The organism is Burkholderia sp. Ac-20353 (assembly GCF_017104785.1).
In the GTDB taxonomy this organism is placed as follows: domain Bacteria; phylum Pseudomonadota; class Gammaproteobacteria; order Burkholderiales; family Burkholderiaceae; genus Burkholderia.
Map to the genome: position 1 here is coordinate 1 of NZ_JAAGPL010000178.1, position 18,084 is coordinate 18,084.

Below are 18,084 nucleotides of genomic sequence, written 5' to 3' on the forward strand. Positions count from 1 at the left end.
CGGCTCGCCGCGCGCGGGCGCCGCTTGCCGGGCGCGGTGCCTGCGCTCGCGCTGCTGTTCGTCGGCAGCGTGTGGCTGTTCGCCGGCATCGTGCAGGACGTCGTCGCGAACGATCCGCTGATGCAGGCCGACACCGCGCTGTACACGTTCCTGCAGAACCTGCGCACGCCGCCCGTCGATGCGGCGATGAGCGCCGTCACCGTGCTGAGCGGCCGCGACGTCGGGCTGATCGTCGCGGCCGCGTTCCTCGTCTGGCTGCTGATCCATCGCTGCTGGCTGACGGCCGCGTGGTGGCTCGCGGCGGTCGGCGCGTCGATCGTGCTCGTGCCGGCGTTCGGCTCCGGGGAGAACGGCGCGGCGACCGTGGCCTTGCTGCCCGGCGGCGCGCACGTGTCGCTGCCGAACGGCGATGCCGCGTTCGGAATGCTCGCGAGCAGCTTCATGGGCTGGGTGCTGACGCGCGGACGCTCCGCGCTGTGGCGCAGCGGTGTCGCGACGGCGATCGTGATGTGGGTCGTGCTCGGCGGCTTCGCGCGGCTCTATCTCGGCGAGACCTGGCTGTCGGGGCTGCTCGGAGGCTGGAGCCTCGGGCTCGCGTGGTTCGCGGTGCTGGCGGGCACCTACGCGTATGCGCACGTGCGTGACGAGGTCCAGCCGAAGGGCGCGTTGGTCGCCGTCGTCGTGGTGCTCGCGACCGCGGGCGTGTGGACGGTTCCCGCGCAGTGGCAGGCCGAGCGCGACCAGCATGCGCATGCGGCGCGCGTGGTTGCGATGACCGTCGACCAGTGGATGCGTGGCGGCTGGCTGCACGTGCCGATGCGGCGCACCGAGATCAGCGGCGATCGCGAGGAATACCTGCCGCTGCAGTGGAGCGTGACGTCCGATACGCTCGACCGGCATCTCGCGCACGCCGGCTGGCTGCGCGCGACGCCGTGGTCGATGCAGACCGCGCTGCGCTGGCTGCTGCCGCAGACGCCGGCCGACAGCCTGCCGGTGCTGCCGCGCTATTCGCAAGGCGAGGAAACGCGGCGCGTGTTCGTGCGCGTCGATCCGAAGCAGCCGAACCGCCGGCTCGTGCTGCGGCTGTGGCGCTACCCGTACGTGCTGCAGGACGCGCGCGGTACGCGCGGGCTGTGGTATGGCGCGCTGTACCGGGAAACGCTGCACCATCCGGCGCGGCTGATGACCGTCGTGCGCACCCGGACGATCGACGGCCCGGCGGAGATCGAGCAGGCGCTCGCGGTCGACGCGACGGTCGTGCATCCGCCGCGCGGCACGCCGTCGGCGCCGGCCGACGTGCTGCTGGTGTGGACGGCAACGGAGCCCTGAGCGGCGCCGCGCCGGCTCGGCTTACGCGTGCGCGTGCGGTGCCGGTTCGACGGACAGCCGCAGGCCGACCGTCTTCAGCACGGCCAGCAGGGTTTTCAGCGTCGGGTTGCCGCTCGGCGACAGCGCGCGATACAGCGATTCGCGACTGATGCCGGCGTCCGCCGCGACCGCGCCGAGGCCGCCGTACGCTTCGGCGACGGTGCGCAGCGCGAGCAGGCCGGCCGCGCGGTCGTCGGGATCGTCGAGCGATTCCATCGCCGCCTTCAGATACGCGACGGCCAGTTCGCGGTCGGCGCGCAGCTCGGCGAGTTCCGCCTCGTGGTGCGACACCGCGCCTTTCAGTTTGCTCATGCTTGCCTCCGTTTCCATTCAGACCACAGTGCCTTCGCATGCAGGATGTCGGCGGCCTGACTGCCTTTGTCGCCGCCGGTCAGCAGCAGGACGACGGTTGCGCCGTACTGGCGGCAATACACGCGGTAGCCGGCGCCGACATGGATGCGCAACTCGATCACGCCCGCGCCGACCGGCTTGCAGTCGCCAAAATTTCCCATCTCGACCTGGCGCAGACGAACGCGGATCCGCGCCTGCGCGACCTTGTCGCGTATGGCCAACAGCCATTCGGTAAACGGCTCGCAGCCGTCGTCGCATTGATAGCGAAGGAGTTCGAATACAGGCAGCATTGTAACTTATAAGCTACAGAAAGAGAATGAAAGAAAGCGATCTACGCGGCTTGTCCGTCGGCATTGGCGATGGCCGGGGCGCAGACGGCGTCGTCCGGGGTGCCGGCGCGCCGCAGCACGCGGGCAATGAAAAAGGCGCTGCAGCCGGTGGGCTTGCAGCGCCTTTCATGCGACCTCTCGACAGAGAAAACCCGCTACCCGGACGAGGTCGATTCTTTCATTCGTTACGTACTGCGTGCTATTGGCCAAACGGCCAACGTGACCGACCGCATGCCCGTCACGGCACCGCGACTACCCGTTCCCGCGCGAAGCCCGCGAGCGTGCCCAGCGCGTCGCGCGCCGAGCGCAGGTAGAACGACTGCAGATGGAACACGTGCCAGCGCGCCGCGTGCACTTCGAGGCGGCACGGCACGCCGCATGCGAGCGCGTGATCCGTGAGGCGTTGCGCGTCCGACAGCAGCACTTCCTGGTCGCCGGCCTGGATCAGCATCGGCGGCAGGCCGCGCAGATCGGTATCGAGCGGGCCGCGCGCAGCCGCCGCAGCCGCGCCGTGATACCAGCGCAGCCCCTGTTCGAGCCAGCCGCGCCGGATCATCGGGTCATCGCTGCTGCGCGAGTTCAGCGTGTCGCCGCGCAGCGCCGGATCGGTGACGGGCGAGATCAGCAGCAGTCCGGCCGGTGCGGGCTCGCCACGGTCGCGCAGCGCGATCGCGAGGGCCAGCGCGAGCGCGCCGCCTGCCGAATCGCCGGCGACGACGATGCGTGCCGGCGCATGACCCTGCGCACGCAGCGCGGCGTACGCGGCCAGTGCATCGTCGAGCGCGGCAGGGTACGGGTGTTCGGGCGCGAGCCGGTAATCGGGCGTCCATACCGCCAGCCCCGATTCGTCGGCGAGCCGCGTCGTCACGCTGCGGTGCGTGCCGGGCCCGCCGACGCAGAATGCGCCGCCGTGCAGGTACAGGATCGCGCCGCCCGCATCGCCGCGTTTCGGTGCGACGACTTCCGCCGGCACGCCGCCCGCCGACGTGCGATAGCGGATCATGCCGCCGATGCCGGGCATCAGCGGCGACAGCAGCCCGACCACGCGACGCTGGAGCCCGACGCCGAACGGCGGCCCGATCAGCGAGCGGAAGCCGACGCGCAGGAAGCCGCGCAGGAAGCCGGCGTTCAGCGCTTCCAGCGCGCCGCCCGGTGCGGCGACGGCAATCCCGCCTGCGTGCCCGGCCGCGCCCGGCAGCACGGTCGAGAAACGGTACGCGGCGAGCCCCGAGAAGCGCGTGAGCCAGCGATACGACAGCGTGAAGCCCGGCCAGTTGGTGCTGTTGTGGCCGGACGCATCCACATACCAGCTCTTGCAGCCGCTCCACACCGAACCCGCGAGGCGCTGCTGGACATGCAGGTTGAAACGTCCGTAGCGGCGCGCGTCGACGTCGATCGCGGTCGCGCCGGCGCGCCGCATCGCGCGCACGCAGCGCATCACGTGCGCGATCTGGCTCTCGAGCATGTAGACGATCGAGTTGTGGCCGAGGTTGGTGTTCGGGCCGTACAGCATGAAGAAATTCGGAAAACCCGGCACCGTCATCCCGAGATACGCCTGTGCGCCGCGCCGCCACGCGTCGTTCAGGTCGAGCCCGCCGCGGCCCGTGATGCGCATCGGCGACAGGAATTCGGTGGCCGCGAAGCCGGTGCCGTAGACGATCGCATCGACCGGATGATGCGTGCCGTCGGCGGTCTCGATCCCGTTTTGGGTCACGCGGCGGATCCGTTGCGTGACGAGTTCGACGTTGTCCTTGCTCATCGCGGCCAGATAGTTGCTCGACAGCAGGATCCGCTTGCAGCCGATCGGATAGTCGGGCGTGAGCTGCTCGCGCAGCGCCGCGTCGGGCACCTGTCGCGCGAGCAACTGGCGGAACGGCCGGCCGACCGCGAATTTCATCAGCCCGTTGAAGCGCGTGAACGCGACCGCGCGCGATTCGTAGCGGACGTAGATCGCCGCGCGATGCAGCTTCATCGCCCACGGCAGCCGCCGGAACAGCGCCTGCTGCCACGGCCGGTATGCATGATCCGGGCGCGGCATCATGTACGCGGGCGAGCGCTGGAACACCGTCAGCGTCTTCACGGAATCGGCGATCGCCGGCACGAACTGGATTGCAGACGCCCCCGTGCCGATCACCGCGATGCGCTTGCCGGCGAGCAGATACGCGTGGTCCCAGTGCGCGGAATGGAACGCATGGCCGCGGAACGCCTCCATGCCGGGCAGGTTCGGCCGCGCGGGACGGCTCAACTGCCCGGTGCCGCTGACGAGCAGCGCGGCGCTCAGCGTCGTGCCGTCGGTCAGCGTCACGCGCCACAGCGCGTGCGGCTCGTCGTAGCGCGCGTGCGCGACTTCCGCGCCGAAGCGGAGGTGCCGCGCGAGACCGTACTTGCGCGCGCAATGCTGCAGGTACGCGTGGATTTCCGGCTGCGGCGCGAACGTGCGCGACCAGCGGGGGTTCGGCTCGAACGAGAACGAGTACAGATGCGACGGCACATCGCACGCGGCGCCCGGATAGCTGTTGTCGCGCCACACGCCGCCGACGTCGTGCGCGCGTTCGAGAATCACGAAATCGTGCATGCCGGCGCGCTGCAGCGCGACCGCCATGCCGATGCCGGCGAAGCCCGCGCCGATGACGATCGCCGAGAGCGGCGGGGCGGCGTGGTCGTGAACGGTGGAATCAGGCGAGCGCATGGCGGGTCTCCTTCGGTTGCGCGGGATTGGGGGCGCTTGCTTCGCGTTTTGCGTCGGCAAGAGGGGGCATCTGCACACGGCTGACGCCGCGCATCAGATCGACCGCTTTCTCGGCGATCATGATCGTCGGCGCATTGGTGTTGCCGCCGATCAGCGTCGGCATTACGGATGCGTCGACGATCCGCAGCCCCTGCAGCCCGCGCACGCGCAATTGCGGATCGACGACCGCGAGATCGTCGTGTCCCATCCGGCACGTGCCGACCGGGTGATAGACGGTGTCGGTGCGCCGGCGCAGCACGTCGCGGATTTCATCGTCGGTCGTCACGTTCGCGGTGAACACGTCGCGCGTGATCCAGCTCGCGAGCGCGGGCGCCTGCATCAGCCGGCGCGTCAGCCTGAAGCCGGCGACCATGTCGTCGAGATCGCGCGGATCGTCGAAGAAAGCCGGATCGATGCGCGGCGCTGCGAGCGGATCGGCGCTTTGCAGCGTGACCGCGCCGCGGCTGCGCGGCCGCAGCAGGCACACGTGGCACGACAGACCGTGGCCGAGATGGAACCGCCGCGCGTGATCGTCGACGAGCGCGACGACGAAATGCAGCTGGATGTCCGGCGCGTCGAGCTCGGCGCGCGTCTTCAGGAAGCCGCCGCCTTCCGCGAAATTCGACGTCAGCATCCCGCGCCGCTCGCGGCGAAAGCGCAGCAGCTCGCGCAGCATCCGCAGGCCGCCGCGCGCCGACACGCCCATCGTGTCGACGCTGCGCGTCCGGTAGCCGAGGATGAAATCCGGGTGGTCCTGCAGGTTACGGCCGACGCCGGGCAGGTCGACGAGCGTACGGATGCCGAAACGTCCAAGCTCGGCGGCGGGGCCGACGCCGGACAGCATCAGCAATTGCGGCGTCTGCAACGCGCCCGCGGCCAGCACGACCTCGCGACGCGCGCGCAGCGTGCGGACCTCGCCATGCTGCCGCACTTCGACGCCGACCGCGTGCGTGCCGTCGAACAGGATGCGCAGCACCTGCGCGTGCGTCTCGACCGTCAGGTTGTCGCGGCGTCCGACGTGCGGCAGCAGATACGCGCGCGCGGCGCTCCAGCGTTCGCCGTGCTTCTGCGTGACCTGGTAGACGCCGATGCCTTCCTGCTGCGCGCCGTTGAAATCGTCGGTCAGCGGCAGGCCGGCCTGCCGGGCCGCATCGAGATAGCGCGCGTGGAACGGGTTGCCGGTGCGCAGGTCGCTGACCCACAGCGGGCCGTCGCGGCCATGCCAGGCATCGTCGAAGCGTTCGTTATGCTCGCTGAGCCGGAAATACGGCAGCACGTCGTCGTAGGACCAGCCTTCGTTGCCGAGCGCGGCCCAGTGGTCGTAGTCGCTGCGGTGGCCGCGGATATAGACCATCGCGTTGATCGCGGACGAGCCGCCGAGCGCCTTGCCGCGCGGCTGGTAGCCGCGGCGTCCGGCGAGCCCCGCTTGCGGCACGGTCTCGAACGCCCAGTTGTTCACGCGGGTCGGCAGCATCGCGACGGCGCCGGTCGGCACGTTGACGAGCGTGCCGTCGCCGCGGTTGCCGGCCTCGAGCACGCAGACGGTCGTGTGCGGGTCCTCGGACAGGCGTCCCGCGACGACGCAGCCGCCCGAACCGCCGCCGACGACGATGTAGTCGAATACCTTGTTCATGAAGTCATTCCCGGAGAATCGGTGGATCACGCGATGCGCGACAGCACGCGCAGCAGCAGGTCGAAGGTCTTGCCGTACGGCGGATGGAACAGCGCGGTGCCGTTCCAGCGCGCCTGGTGGAAGACGGGCTTCAGATGGCTGAACGTGTCGAAGCCCCATTTGCCGTGATAGGCGCCGATCCCGCTCGGGCCGACGCCGCCGAACGGCTGATGCTCCTGCGCGAGATGCCACAGGCAGTCGTTCACGGTGACGCCGCCGGACACCGTCTCGCGCAGCACGCGATCGCGGTGCGCGGCGTCGCGGCCGAACCAGTACAGCGCGAGCGGGCGCGGCTGGCGATTGACGGTTGCGATCGCATCGTCGATGTGCGCGTATTCGACGATCGGCAGCACGGGGCCGAAGATCTCCTCGCGCATCACCCGCATCGTGTCGGTCGCGCCGATCACGACGGTCGGCGGGAACTTGCGCGACGTCGCGTCGAAGCGTTCGCCGGCCGGGTTGATCTCGATCACGCGGGCGCCGCCGTCGCGCGCGCCGTCGACCAGTTCCGCGAGCCGCGCGCGATGCCGCGCACTGACGATCGCCGTGTAGTCGGGATTTGCGACGAGCGTCGGGTAGCGCCGCGCGACCGCCGCCGACAGTTGCGTGGCAACCGTCTCCGCACTGCCGGCCGGCACGAGCAGGTAGTCGGGCGCGATGCAGGTCTGGCCCGCGTTCAGCAGCTTGCCGAACGCGATGCGTTGCACGGCCTGCGCGATGTCGCACGACGGATCGAGGATCGCGGGCGACTTGCCGCCGAGTTCGAGCGTGACGGGCGTCAGGTTCGCGGCCGCCGCCTGTGCGACATCGCGGCCGACCGCAGTCGAGCCCGTGAAGAACAGGTGATCGAACGGCAGGCGCGCGAACGCGCGGGCCGTATCGACGTCGCCGGTGACGACCGCGAATTCGGCGGGATCGAACGCGTCGGCGACGAGCGTATCGAGCAGCGCCGACAGCCGCGGCGTCAGTTCGGACGGCTTGACCAGCACGCGGTTGCCGGCCGCGAGTGCGGCGAGCGCGGGGCCGATCGCGAGCTGGAACGGGTAGTTCCACGGCGCCATCACGCCGACGACGCCGAGCGGCTGCGGCGCGAGCCGGTTGTAGCCGGGGCGGAAGTGCAGCGCGGTCGGCACGCGGCGCGCGCGCATCCATTGCTTCAGGTGCGCACGCGCATGGCGGATGCCGGTTCGGATGACGAAGAGTTCGGCGAACCGCGTCTCGTGTGCGGAACGGCCGCCGAAGTCGGCGTCGATCGCGCGCACGATCGCGGCTTCATGGGTGTCGAGCAGCGCGAGCAGGCGATCGAGCCGCGACACGCGCACGGCGAGCGGCGGGTCGGGTTCGCGCGCGAACGCGGCGCGCTGGTGCTCGAAGCGCGCCGCGAGATCGGTCGGGGGGCTGAGCCGCATGGTGTCTCCTCCGGGCAGTCGATGAAGTCGTTCAGGCGACGACTGAATGACGCCGATGGTGCGTGCCGCGTGGGAAAACACCAATGCTGCGACGGGACAATTGTTTTAGTATTTGGGCCAATTTGGCGCTTCGAGGGTTTCTCCGCATGAGCTTTTGGGACTACACCCGGAGTCCGGCCGGCGCCCGGCTGCTGGTCGATTTCGGTGACGAACGCGGCGTGCCGCGCGCGCAGCTGCTCGCGGGCACGGGGCTGTCGGCCGCGCAGCTCGACGACCCGAACGCGGAGGTGACGGCGGCGCAGGAACTGCGGCTGACCGCCAACCTGCTGCGGCTGCTCGGGCATCCGCGCGGCCTCGGCTTCGAGGCGGGCCAGCGCTATCACTTCTCCGCGTATGGCGTGTGGGGCTACGGGCTGATCGCGAGCGCGACCGCGCGCGATGCGCTGGCGCTGGCGATGCGGTTCCTGCCGCTCACTTACGCCTACACGGTGATCACGTATCGCGAGGACGGCGACAACTGCGTGCTGAGCTTCGGCGCGCCCGACCTGGCCGGCGAGGTGAGCCGGTTCGTCGTGGAGCGCGACATGACCGCGGCGACCGTGCTGCTGCAGGAAATGGGCGGCGCGGATTTCACGCTGTCGCGCTTCACGTTGCAGGCCGAGCGCCCGACGGCGGCGCGCGGCCGCGCGGTGCCCGCGGCGTTGCCGCGGATCGCCGGCGTCGAGCCCGTGTTCGGCGCACGCTCGAATACCCTCGTGTTCGCGCGCGCGTTTCTCGACCGGCGGCTGCCGCATGCGAACCCGATCACGGTGTCGATGTGCGAGCAGATGTGCAGCCGCCTGCTCGAAGCGCGGCGCGCGCATGTCGGCACCGCGGCGATGATTCGCGATTACCTGAGCGCGACGCCGGGCGCGACGCCGTTCTCGCTCGAGGACATCGCGCGGCTGATGAACACGAGCGCGCGCACGCTGAAGCGGCGGCTGCAGGAAGAGGGCACGACGTTCCGCGCGCTGCTCGCGGAATCGCGCGGCGCGATGGCCGAAGCGCTGCTCGGCGACGAACGGCTGACGCTGACCGATGTTGCGGAGCGGCTCGGGTTCAGCGATCTGTCGAGCTTTTCGCAGGCGTTCAAGCGCTGGTACGGGGTCGCGCCGGGGGCGTATCGCAGCGATTTGCTGCGGGGGCGCGATGACGGTTGAGCGCTGCTGCGGAGGGGCGGAGGGCGGACGGCCCTGCATCCGGGCTAACCGGATGCGGCCGCCACGCTCACGCCGCGCGCGCCGTCACTGCTTCGCCGGCGCGGTCGCCGCAACCTTGTCGAGCGCAGGCGCGATGAACTTGTCGAGCTGCGCCGTCACGTTCTCGTAGAACTCGATCGGCTTGCCCCACGCATCGGGCACGTCCTCGGCCTTGCCGGTCGCGTATTCGGCGAGCGTGTGCACCTTGCCTGCCGCCAACGGATACAGCGTGAGCACCTTTTCCTTGTGCTTCTCGGTCATCGTCAGGATCACATCGGAATGCTTGACGTCGTTCGCGTTGAGCTGCACCGAGCGATGCGCGGACGTGTCGATGCCGCGCCGTTTCATCAGGATCACGCCGTTCTCTTCGGGCTTCTCGTCGTACGGGTCTTCATCGACCGCGCGCGAGATCACCGCGATGTGCGCGTGGCGCTGCGCGATCAGTTGACCCGCGATCGCTTCGGCCATCACGCTGCGCCCGGTATTGCCGGTGTCGACGAACGCGACCTTCTTCGGTTCGTCCGCATGGGCGAGCGTCGCGCACTGGATGCCGACACAACAGAGCAGGGCAAGCGTCTTGATTGTTTTCATGGTTGTTTCCGCCAGTCAGGGTTGAGGTGCTGCCGCAGCATCGCATCGATGCCGACCGCACATCATGACGGTCGTGTGTGGCGGAAAAAAATCACCGGGCGGATTTGGCAAGACGCTGTCGCATCGCGGCAAGGTGATCGGAACGGCGAATTCGCGACCCTTTGCACAGCGGTCAGCGGCGCCAGGCGGCAGGCTGCCGATCGCACCGTCGTTCCGATCGGCAGATCCCCGTCATTGCCTTCGCGCACGTGTTCACACGTTCACACGGCCGGATTGCGAGCGGCGATCCCGTACATCAGCGGCAGGCGCGGCAGGTAGTCGGGCTGCGTCATCCGGTGGCCGTCGAGTTCGCGCATGTCGTCGAAGCCTTTCCACGCGTTCGCGTACGGGTACTCGTCGAAACGTTCGATCACGAGCCCGGCGGACAGCAGCGCGCTCATCACCTCGCCGATGCCCCACATGTACTCGTAGGTCGGATGCGGATTGCGGAAATCCTGCACGCCCGCGTGCTCGTAGCCGTCGCCGAGCCCGGTGCCCGAGGTGGCGACGTAGTCGCCGACGCCATCCTGCTCGAGCGAAGGCGCGCGGCTGAAATAGTCGTAATGCGGTTTCCAGTGCGCGTCGAAATATAGCGCGAACGGATGGTATTCGACGATCGCGAAGCGGCCGCCCGGCGCGAGCAGCGATGCGATGCCGCGTGCCCACGCGCGCAGGTCGGAGATCCAGCACAGCACGCCGTACGACGTGAACACCCGGTCGAAGCGCTCGCCGCGGGCGGCGGCGGCCGGCATCCAGTCGAGGATGTCCGCGCGCTCGAAGCGGGCCGGGATCGCGGTATCCGCCGCGAGCTTCGACGCGAAAGCAATCGCTTCGTCGGAGATGTCGACGCCCGTCACGTCGGCGCCGGCGCGCGCGAGGCTCAGCGTGTCCTGTCCGGCGTTGCATTGCAGATGCAGCAACGTCAGGCCGGCGAGCTCGCCGAGCAGTTCGCGCTCCTCGGGAAAGAGCGTCGAGCCACCCTGGCGGAAGAACCCGGCCTGATCGCCCTTGTGGCTGTTGTGCGCGACCGTCGCGGCGTTCCACGACAGGCGGTTCGATTCGTGAACGTGAGAGACCATGTACGCTGCGCTCGTCGAAAGTGAAATGAAAGAAACGTGCGCGGCGAGCATAGCATGTGGCGCCCCGGATTGACGTGCTGTTTCGTCGGCGGGCGCGTCGCTCGCGTTCTCAGGCTTCAGCCTCCCGATGAAACAGCGCTAGAAACTGCTGTGCGGCCACCGACAGCGGCCTGTCGCGCCGCACGAGGCTCCCGTACGACGGCAGCTTCTGCGCGAGCGTGTAGTCGACGATCGCCACCATCCCGTGCTCGGCATTCAGCTCGGCGACCGTGCGCGGAATCACGCCGAGCATCTGCGAGCGGTCGACGAGACTCATCGTCGTCAGGATCGAGCCGGTCTCGACCAGCCCGCGCGGCATCGGCTCGTGGTGCATCCGGAACTCGCGCTCGACGACTTCGCGCGCGGGGCTGCCGGCCGGCTGCAGGATCCACGCATAGTCGAGCAGCGCCGCGAACCCGACCGCCCCGCCGCCGACGAGCGGATGATCGCGGCCGGCGACGATCGCGAGCGCTTCGTCGTCGACCGCGCGGAATTCGCATTCAGTGCCGACGTTGCGGCCGATCACCACTTCGAGCACGCCTTCCTGCAGTTGCGGCATCAGCTTGTCGCTGGTGTCGACCGCAATGTCGATCGCGAGCAGCGGATAGCGCGCCTTCAACTGCACCAGCGCCTCGGTGAGCCGCCCGGGCGTCGCCGCCATGATGCTGCCGATCGCGAGCCGCCCGGCGCTGCCGAGCTGCAGTTCGGCCAGCTCGCGGTTCAGCGCCTCCATGCTGCCGCGTATCCCGCGGAAGTAGCCGAGCACCCGCTCGCCGGCCGGATTCAGCACGAGCCCGCGCCCGACACGCTCGAACAGCGGCTGGCCGAGCGCGTGCTCGAGCTCGCGCAGCATCTTGGTCGCGGCCGGCTGCGTGAGGCCGAGCCGGTCGGCGGCCGCGCGCAGCGTTGAACATTCCTCGACCGCCAGCAGCAGCGCCACCTGCCGCATCCGCAGCCGGTTCAGCAGTTGCGGCGTCGAGTCCTTCCTGTCGATCGAGCCCAATCCGATTACCTCAGGTTATCAATTCATCAAGAGTTTTCAATTTACCGGGGTGTTCCGTCTACCTAGCATGAACCCCAGATGACGAACGGCCGCTTGCCGGCCAGACAGGAGAAGGAGACGAACATGCAGACGAATTCGGCGATTGCGGCACGCGGCCTGGCCCGCGCGGGAGAGCGGGCATGACGGCCGCGACGTTGCCCGTCGTCGCGCTGACGCTCGGCGACCCGGCCGGCATCGGCCCCGAGCTGATCGCGAAGCTGCTCGCGCGCCCCGACGCGGTGTCGCGCGCGAATCTGGTGCTGATCGGCGACCGCTGGCTGTGGGAAGCCGGCCAGCGCACCGCGGGCGTGCAGGTCGACGTCGAGCCGGTCGCGTCTCTCGCCGACGTGCGCGAGCGGCCGTCCATTGCGCGGCCCGCGTTCGTCGCGATCGACACCGTCGATCCCGCGCTGGTGACGCTTGGCCAGGCGGGCCCTGCGGGCGGCCGCTCGGTGCTCGACGTGCTGAACCGCTGCATGGACGCCGCGCTCGCGGGCGACGTCGACGCAATCTGCTTCGCGCCGCTCAACAAGCACGCGATGAAGCTCGGCGGCCTCGCGCACGAGGACGAACTGCACCACTTCGCGGAATACCTCGGCGTGACCGGCTACTTCTGCGAGTTCAACACGCTCGGCGAGCTGTGGACCGCACGCATCTCGTCGCACATTCCGCTGAAGGATGCCGCGCGCTATCTGTCGATCGAGCGGATCGAGCAGGCATCCGAACTGATCTACCGGTCGCTGCTCGCGAACGGCGTCGTGGCACCCAAGGTCGCGGTCGCCGCGTTCAACCCGCACGGCGGCGACGGCGGCATGTGCGGCCGCGAGGAGATCGACGTGATCGCACCGGCGGTGCGTGCGCTGCAGGCGCGCGACTGGCCGACCGACGCGCCGTTCCATGGCCCGTTCCCGGCCGACACGATCTTCCTGAAGGCGCAGGCCGGCGACTACCACGCGATCGTCACGATGTACCACGACCAGGGGCAGATTGCGATCAAGCTGCTCGGCTTCTCGCGCGGCGTGACCGTGCAGGGCGGCCTGCCGGTGCCGATCACGACGCCCGCGCACGGCACCGCGTACGACATCGCGGGGCGCGGCACAGCTGACGTCGGCGCGACCTGGCAAGCGCTGCAGATCGCGTGCCGGATGGGCGCCGCGCATCGGCGGCAGACCACCTCGGCGTGACGGCCGCGCCCGACTTTATCGATACCCGAAACGAAACCGACAATCAGGAGACAACGCCATGAAGATCAAGGCCGTACGCGCACGCGTGTACCAATGGAAAGGCAAGACCGTGCCGCCGCAGGGCAATTTCTGCTCGAACGCGATGGACATGCTGTACGCGCCGCAGGAAACGATGAGCACGTTCCGCTTCCACGCGTGGACGGTCGTCGAGGTCGAAACCGACGACGGCATCGTCGGGCTCGGCAACGTCGCGCTCGCACCGCACATCGCGAAGGCGGTCATCGACCAGTACCTCGCGCCGCTCGTGATCGGCCAGGACCCTTGGGACTACGAATACCTGAACCAGCGGATGTACCGCGCGACGCATGCATGGGGCCGCAAGGGCATCGGCATGGCGGCGATCTCGGCGGTCGACATCGCGATCTGGGACGTGCTCGGCAAGAGTGTCGGCAAGCCCGTGTTCAAGCTGCTCGGCGGCCGCACGAAAGAGAAGATTCCCTGCTACTACTCGAAGCTGTACCGCACCGACCTGAAGGAGATGCAGGCGGAAGCGCAGCGCTATCTCGACGAAGGCTTCCGCGCATTCAAGATGCGCTTCGGCTACGGGCCCGCGCACGGGCAGCAGGGCGTCGTCGAGAACCTGAAGTCGGTTGCCGCGATCCGCGAGGTGATCGGCTACGACAACGACCTGATGCTCGAGTGCTACATGGGCTGGAACCTCGAGTACGCGAAGCGCATCCTGCCGAAGCTCGAGAAATACCAGCCGCGCTGGCTCGAAGAGCCGGTGATCGCCGACGACATCGACGGCTATGCGGAGCTGAACCGGCTGACGAGCATTCCGATCTCCGGTGGCGAGCACGAGTTCTCGCTGTACGGCTTCAAGCAATTGCTCGACCGCAAGGCCGTGTCGGTCGTCCAGTACGACACGAACCGTGTCGGCGGCATCACGATGGCGCACAAGATCAACGCGCTGTGCGAAGCGTACAGCGTGCCGGTGATCCCGCATGCGGGCCAGATGCACAACTACCACCTGACGATGAGCACGCTCGCGTCGCCGATGAGCGAGTACTTCCCGATGTTCGACGTCGAGGTCGGCAACGAGCTGTTCTATTACATCTTCGACGGCGAGCCGGTGGCCGAGAACGGCTTCCTGCAGCTGCGCGACGACGTGCCCGGACTCGGCCTCACGCTGAAGACCGAGTTCCTCGACCAGTTCGACATCGTGGAGTGATCATGCGCGCACGTTACCAGGGTGTGTTTCCGGTCGCGCCGACGATCTTCACCGACGACGGTGCGCTCGACCTCGACGGCCAGCGCCGCGCGATCGACTTCATGATCGACGCGGGCTCGCACGGCATCTGCATCCTCGCGAACTACTCGGAGCAATTCGCGCTCGGCGACGACGAGCGCGACCTCTTGACCCGCACGGTGCTCGAGCACGTCGCCGGCCGCGTGCCGGTGATCGTCACGACGTCGCACTTCAGCGCGCGGATCTGCGCGGAACGCAACCGGCGCGCGCAGGCGCTGGGCGCGTCGATGGTGATGGTGATGCCGCCGTATCACGGCGCGACGTTCCGCGTGCCGGAGCCGGCAATCCACGCGTTCTTCCGCGAAGTAAGCGCCGGGCTCGACATTCCGCTGATGATCCAGGACGCGCCCGCGAGCGGCACGACGCTGCCGGTCGACTGCCTCGCGCGGCTCGCGCGCGAGATCGACGCGGTGTCGTACTTCAAGATCGAGACGCCGGGCGCGGCCGCGAAGCTGCGCGAGCTGATCCGCGTGGGCGGCGATGCGATCGAGGGGCCGTGGGACGGCGAGGAGGGCATCACGCTGCTCGCCGATCTCGACGCGGGCGCGACGGGCGCGATGACGGGCGGCGGCTATCCGGACGGGATCCGCCAGATCACCGACGCGTATTTCGCGGGCCGCCGCGACGAAGCGTGCGAACAGTATGCGCGCTGGCTGCCGCTGATCAACTACGAGAACCGGCAGGCCGGCTTTCTCGCCGCGAAGGCGCTGATGAAGGCCGGCGGCGTGATCGCATGCGACCGGCCGCGCGCGCCGTGGCCCGACCTGCATCCGGACACGCGCGCGGGGCTGCTCGACGCGGCGCGGCGGCTCGATCCGCTGGTGCTGCGCTGGGGCCGTTGAAACGGCGTAACAGGCGGTTCGCGAGAAGACCGCCGTTGTCGACCACCTAAAAGACTGGAGACATCATGAACACGTTGAACCCGGCCAACCCGGCATACGAAGCCGGCGATGCCATTCCGCGCCGCCGCTGGCTGCGCGTGATTCCGCCGCTGCTGCTCGCTTGCATCATCTCTTACATGGACCGCGTGAACATCGCGTTCGCGATGCCGGGCGGGATGAACGCCGATCTCGGGATGGACGCGACGATGGCGGGCCTCGCCGGCGGGATCTTCTTCTTCGGCTACCTGTTCCTGCAGATTCCCGGCGGCCGGCGCGCGGCGCTTGGCAGCGGCAAGACCTTCATCGCGTGGTCGCTCGTGAGCTGGGCGGTGTTGTCGGCGCTGACGGGCCTCGTCACGCACACGTGGGAACTGCTGACGCTGCGCTTCATGCTCGGCGTCGCCGAGGGCGGGATGCTGCCCGTCGTGCTGACGATGGTCAGCAACTGGTTCCCCGATCGCGAGCGTGGCCGCGCGAACGCGATGGTCATCATGTTCGTGCCGCTCGCCGGGATGATCACCGCGCCGCTGTCCGGCTTCATCCTCGCCACATACGACTGGCGCCACCTGTTCTTCAGCACGGGCGCGCTGTCGCTGCTGTTCCTGATTGTCTGGCTGCGGTTCGCCGACGACAGTCCGGAGACGGCACGCTGGGTGTCGCCGCGCGAGAAGGCGTACATCCTCGACGCGCTGCGCGCCGAGCAGGAGCGCAAGCGCGCGGCGGGCACGCCGACCGCCGCGTCGTTCGGCGCGCTGATGCGCAACCCGACGATCTGGCTGCTGATCGCGATCAATTTCTGCTACCAGGTCGGTATCTACGGCTATACGATGTGGTTGCCGACGCTGCTGAAAAACCTCACGCACACGGGGATGGGGAAGATCGGCCTGCTCGCGATGCTGCCGTACGTCGCGATGATGATCGGCATGTTCGCGACGTCGTATTTGTCTGACCGAACCGGCAAGCGACGCCTGTTCGTGCTGCTGCCGCTCGTTGGCTTTGCCGCATGCCTCGCGCTGTCGGTGCTCACGAAATCGTCGATGCCCGTATCGTTCGCGTTCCTGATCGGTTGCGGATTCTTCCTGCAGGCGGCGGCCGGCGTGTTCTGGGCGATTCCGCCGAAGCTCTGCAGCGTCGAAACCGCCGGCAGCGCGCGCGGCCTGATCAACGCGCTCGGCAACCTCGGCGGCTTCTGCGGCCCGTATGCGGTCGGCGTGCTGACCCAGCACGTGAGCTCGGCGGCCGGCGTGTACAGCCTCGCGGTCACGCTCGCGGTGGCCGGCCTGCTCGCGATGACGCTGCCGAAGCGCTGCGAGGACTGATGTCAGGACCTATACCAGAACCGATGCCGGGATCGATGCACGGTTCCTCGAATGCAATGCGCTCACACTCGCCGCGACGCCCGGTGCGCGCCGCGGCGGCAAGAACGAAGTACGGAGACTCACGATGAACGACATCCTGTTGCTGGTGCAGAAGTGCGCCCATACCTTCAGCTTCTACGACCTCGACACGAAGACGGCGCTCAAGCACATCGTGCTGCCGAACTTCCCGCATGAATTCACCGTCGACGCGCACAACCGCTACGCGTATGTCGGCATCTTCGGCATCGAGACCGCGTGGTCGCGCGGCCATGAAGGCGATCACCGGATCGCCGAGATCGACCTCGTCGAACGCACGCATACGCGCATGCTCGACCTGTGGCCGTACTACCGGCCGCACGGGATGGCGAGCGACCGCGAAGGGCGCCTCTACGCGATGAGCGAGGCGCACGACATGCTGCTCGTGTTCGATCGCCCGACCGAGCAGCCGGTGCCGAACATGGCCGTGCCGTCCGGCGGCGTGAAGACCCACCTCGTCACGCTGACGCGCGACGCGAGCCGCGCATACGGCGTGCACCTGCTGTCGAACACGGTCACGCAGTTCCATCCGCGCGACGCGACGGTCGCGCCGCGCGCGGTGATGCCGGGGCCGCGTCCGGAAGGCAATGCGCTGTCGAGCGACGAGCGCACGCTGTTCGTCGCGAACCGCGGCGACGACACGCTGGTCGCGATCGACACCGACACGATGACCTGCGGCCGCCGCGTGAAGACGCGCAGCGATCCGAACCGCATCTACCGGACGAGCGCGCCGGACGGCCGCGACCTGCTGCTGCTGACCAACTCGGGCGAGCAGTCGATCTCGGTGTTCGACGCGCAGCAGCTCGAGGAAATCGAGCGCGTCGCGCTGCCCGCGAACCCGACCGCGTTGTCGTTCCATCCGACGCGGCGCGCGGCATACGTGTCGTTCCAGGACGACTACGTGCGCGAACTCGACCTCGATGCGTGGCGTTTCGTCAGCGCATTGCCGACGCTGCGCGAGCCGGACGCGTCGTATGTGCTTGCCGGCGCGCGCTGACATGCGCAACGGTTCGCCGCCCGACGGCTTCCCGGACGCGCTCGTCGACGCGCATCACCACCTGTGGCGGCTCGATGCGTCCGCGCACTATCCGTGGCTGCAGGACCGGTACGATCCGGCTCGCTTCATGTTCGGCGACTACGCGGCGCTGTGCCGCGACTTCGGCGTGGACGACTACCGGCGCGCGGCGGAAGGTGCGCCGATCGTCGCGAGCGTGCACGTCGAAGCCGAACGCGCGCGCGACGAGGCGCTTGCGGAGACGCGCTGGCTGCACGACATCGCGGCTGCGCACGGGCTGCCGTCGGCGATCGTCGCATGGGTCGACCTGCTGGCCGACGATGCGGCGCAACGGATCGCCGAACAGGCTGCGTGGCCGCGGGTGCGCGGCGTGCGCTTCAAGCCGCGCACCGCGCCCGCGCCGGACGCGGCCGTCG

Annotated in this window: 16 protein-coding genes; 8 read left to right on the forward strand and 8 right to left on the reverse strand. The window is 68.8% G+C overall.

Going from position 1 to position 18,084, the window contains the following annotated elements; all coding sequences use genetic code 11:
* The coding region (locus tag G3N94_RS32140; RefSeq protein WP_241022185.1) for an LssY C-terminal domain-containing protein at positions 1–1,329 on the forward strand (1,329 nt) is incomplete at its 5' end.
* A gap of 21 nt (positions 1,330–1,350) precedes the next feature.
* On the opposite strand, the gene G3N94_RS32145 is transcribed toward G3N94_RS32140, so the two are convergent.
* The 5 genes from G3N94_RS32145 to G3N94_RS32165 all read right to left on the reverse strand — a co-directional run bounded on the left by G3N94_RS32145 (position 1,351) and on the right by G3N94_RS32165 (position 7,857).
* Positions 1,351–1,680: an addiction module antidote protein gene (locus G3N94_RS32145; protein ID WP_205797502.1), complete on the reverse strand. Its 330-nt coding sequence runs from the start codon at positions 1,678–1,680 to the stop codon at positions 1,351–1,353.
* A complete protein-coding gene (locus G3N94_RS32150) occupies positions 1,677–2,009 on the reverse strand; it encodes a type II toxin-antitoxin system RelE/ParE family toxin (protein ID WP_205797504.1) in 333 nt (110 codons plus the stop codon). The genes G3N94_RS32145 and G3N94_RS32150 overlap by 4 nt, the downstream gene beginning before the upstream one ends.
* A gap of 277 nt (positions 2,010–2,286) precedes the next feature.
* On the reverse strand, positions 2,287–4,737 hold the full coding sequence (locus G3N94_RS32155; protein WP_205797506.1) for an alpha/beta hydrolase fold domain-containing protein: 2,451 nt from the start codon (positions 4,735–4,737) through the stop codon (positions 2,287–2,289).
* Entirely contained in the window at positions 4,724–6,409 is a 1,686-nt protein-coding gene (locus G3N94_RS32160; RefSeq protein WP_205797508.1) for a GMC family oxidoreductase N-terminal domain-containing protein, read from the reverse strand. Before G3N94_RS32160 ends, G3N94_RS32155 begins: the two co-directional genes overlap by 14 nt.
* A gap of 26 nt (positions 6,410–6,435) precedes the next feature.
* Positions 6,436–7,857, reverse strand: a complete 1,422-nt coding sequence (locus tag G3N94_RS32165; protein ID WP_205797510.1) for a coniferyl aldehyde dehydrogenase — start codon at positions 7,855–7,857, stop codon at positions 6,436–6,438.
* Between the two features lie 146 nt (positions 7,858–8,003).
* Here G3N94_RS32165 and G3N94_RS32170 point away from each other — a divergent pair, with 146 nt between their 5' ends.
* Entirely contained in the window at positions 8,004–9,056 is a 1,053-nt protein-coding gene (locus G3N94_RS32170) for an AraC family transcriptional regulator (RefSeq protein ID WP_205797512.1), read from the forward strand.
* Between the two features lie 84 nt (positions 9,057–9,140).
* Here the strand turns inward: G3N94_RS32170 and G3N94_RS32175 are convergent, their stop codons facing one another.
* From G3N94_RS32175 to G3N94_RS32185, 3 genes are all read right to left on the reverse strand, one after another.
* Positions 9,141–9,686, reverse strand: a complete 546-nt coding sequence (locus G3N94_RS32175) for a protein tyrosine phosphatase (protein WP_205797514.1) — start codon at positions 9,684–9,686, stop codon at positions 9,141–9,143.
* Positions 9,687–9,946: 260 nt separating this feature from the next.
* Positions 9,947–10,804, reverse strand: coding sequence for a class I SAM-dependent methyltransferase (locus tag G3N94_RS32180; RefSeq protein WP_205797516.1), 858 nt, complete (start codon positions 10,802–10,804; stop codon positions 9,947–9,949).
* A gap of 109 nt (positions 10,805–10,913) precedes the next feature.
* A complete protein-coding gene (locus G3N94_RS32185; RefSeq protein ID WP_205797518.1) occupies positions 10,914–11,846 on the reverse strand; it encodes a LysR family transcriptional regulator in 933 nt (310 codons plus the stop codon).
* A gap of 179 nt (positions 11,847–12,025) precedes the next feature.
* On the opposite strand from G3N94_RS32185, the gene G3N94_RS32190 reads away from it, so the two are divergent.
* The 6 genes from G3N94_RS32190 to G3N94_RS32215 form a co-directional block, all read left to right on the forward strand.
* Entirely contained in the window at positions 12,026–13,069 is a 1,044-nt protein-coding gene (locus tag G3N94_RS32190; protein ID WP_205797520.1) for a 4-hydroxythreonine-4-phosphate dehydrogenase PdxA, read from the forward strand.
* A gap of 58 nt (positions 13,070–13,127) precedes the next feature.
* Positions 13,128–14,300: an L-rhamnonate dehydratase gene (locus tag G3N94_RS32195; RefSeq protein WP_205797521.1), complete on the forward strand. Its 1,173-nt coding sequence runs from the start codon at positions 13,128–13,130 to the stop codon at positions 14,298–14,300.
* A gap of 2 nt (positions 14,301–14,302) precedes the next feature.
* Entirely contained in the window at positions 14,303–15,220 is a 918-nt protein-coding gene (locus G3N94_RS32200) for a dihydrodipicolinate synthase family protein (RefSeq protein WP_205797522.1), read from the forward strand.
* A gap of 65 nt (positions 15,221–15,285) precedes the next feature.
* The gene (locus tag G3N94_RS32205; RefSeq protein ID WP_205797523.1) at positions 15,286–16,578 is read left to right on the forward strand and encodes an MFS transporter; all 1,293 of its coding nucleotides are present in this window, start codon (positions 15,286–15,288) and stop codon (positions 16,576–16,578) included.
* A gap of 124 nt (positions 16,579–16,702) precedes the next feature.
* The gene (locus G3N94_RS32210) at positions 16,703–17,650 is read left to right on the forward strand and encodes a YncE family protein (RefSeq protein ID WP_205797525.1); all 948 of its coding nucleotides are present in this window, start codon (positions 16,703–16,705) and stop codon (positions 17,648–17,650) included.
* Between the two features lies 1 nt (position 17,651).
* The coding region (locus G3N94_RS32215) for an amidohydrolase family protein (protein WP_205797527.1) at positions 17,652–18,084 on the forward strand (433 nt) is incomplete at its 3' end.

What these genes read in the sequence shown, in the direction of transcription:
- G3N94_RS32145 (WP_205797502.1), bottom strand. Translation starts at nt 1,680, where the DNA reads ATGAGCAAACTGAAAGGCGCGGTGTCGCACCACGAGGCGGAACTCGCC.
- G3N94_RS32150 (WP_205797504.1), bottom strand. Translation starts at nt 2,009, where the DNA reads ATGCTGCCTGTATTCGAACTCCTTCGCTATCAATGCGACGACGGCTGC.
- G3N94_RS32155 (WP_205797506.1), bottom strand. Translation starts at nt 4,737, where the DNA reads ATGCGCTCGCCTGATTCCACCGTTCACGACCACGCCGCCCCGCCGCTC.
- G3N94_RS32160 (WP_205797508.1), bottom strand. Translation starts at nt 6,409, where the DNA reads ATGAACAAGGTATTCGACTACATCGTCGTCGGCGGCGGTTCGGGCGGC.
- G3N94_RS32165 (WP_205797510.1), bottom strand. Translation starts at nt 7,857, where the DNA reads ATGCGGCTCAGCCCCCCGACCGATCTCGCGGCGCGCTTCGAGCACCAG.
- G3N94_RS32170 (WP_205797512.1), top strand. Translation starts at nt 8,004, where the DNA reads ATGAGCTTTTGGGACTACACCCGGAGTCCGGCCGGCGCCCGGCTGCTG.
- G3N94_RS32175 (WP_205797514.1), bottom strand. Translation starts at nt 9,686, where the DNA reads ATGAAAACAATCAAGACGCTTGCCCTGCTCTGTTGTGTCGGCATCCAG.
- G3N94_RS32180 (WP_205797516.1), bottom strand. Translation starts at nt 10,804, where the DNA reads ATGGTCTCTCACGTTCACGAATCGAACCGCCTGTCGTGGAACGCCGCG.
- G3N94_RS32190 (WP_205797520.1), top strand. Translation starts at nt 12,026, where the DNA reads ATGACGGCCGCGACGTTGCCCGTCGTCGCGCTGACGCTCGGCGACCCG.
- G3N94_RS32195 (WP_205797521.1), top strand. Translation starts at nt 13,128, where the DNA reads ATGAAGATCAAGGCCGTACGCGCACGCGTGTACCAATGGAAAGGCAAG.
- G3N94_RS32200 (WP_205797522.1), top strand. Translation starts at nt 14,303, where the DNA reads ATGCGCGCACGTTACCAGGGTGTGTTTCCGGTCGCGCCGACGATCTTC.
- G3N94_RS32205 (WP_205797523.1), top strand. Translation starts at nt 15,286, where the DNA reads ATGAACACGTTGAACCCGGCCAACCCGGCATACGAAGCCGGCGATGCC.
- G3N94_RS32210 (WP_205797525.1), top strand. Translation starts at nt 16,703, where the DNA reads ATGAACGACATCCTGTTGCTGGTGCAGAAGTGCGCCCATACCTTCAGC.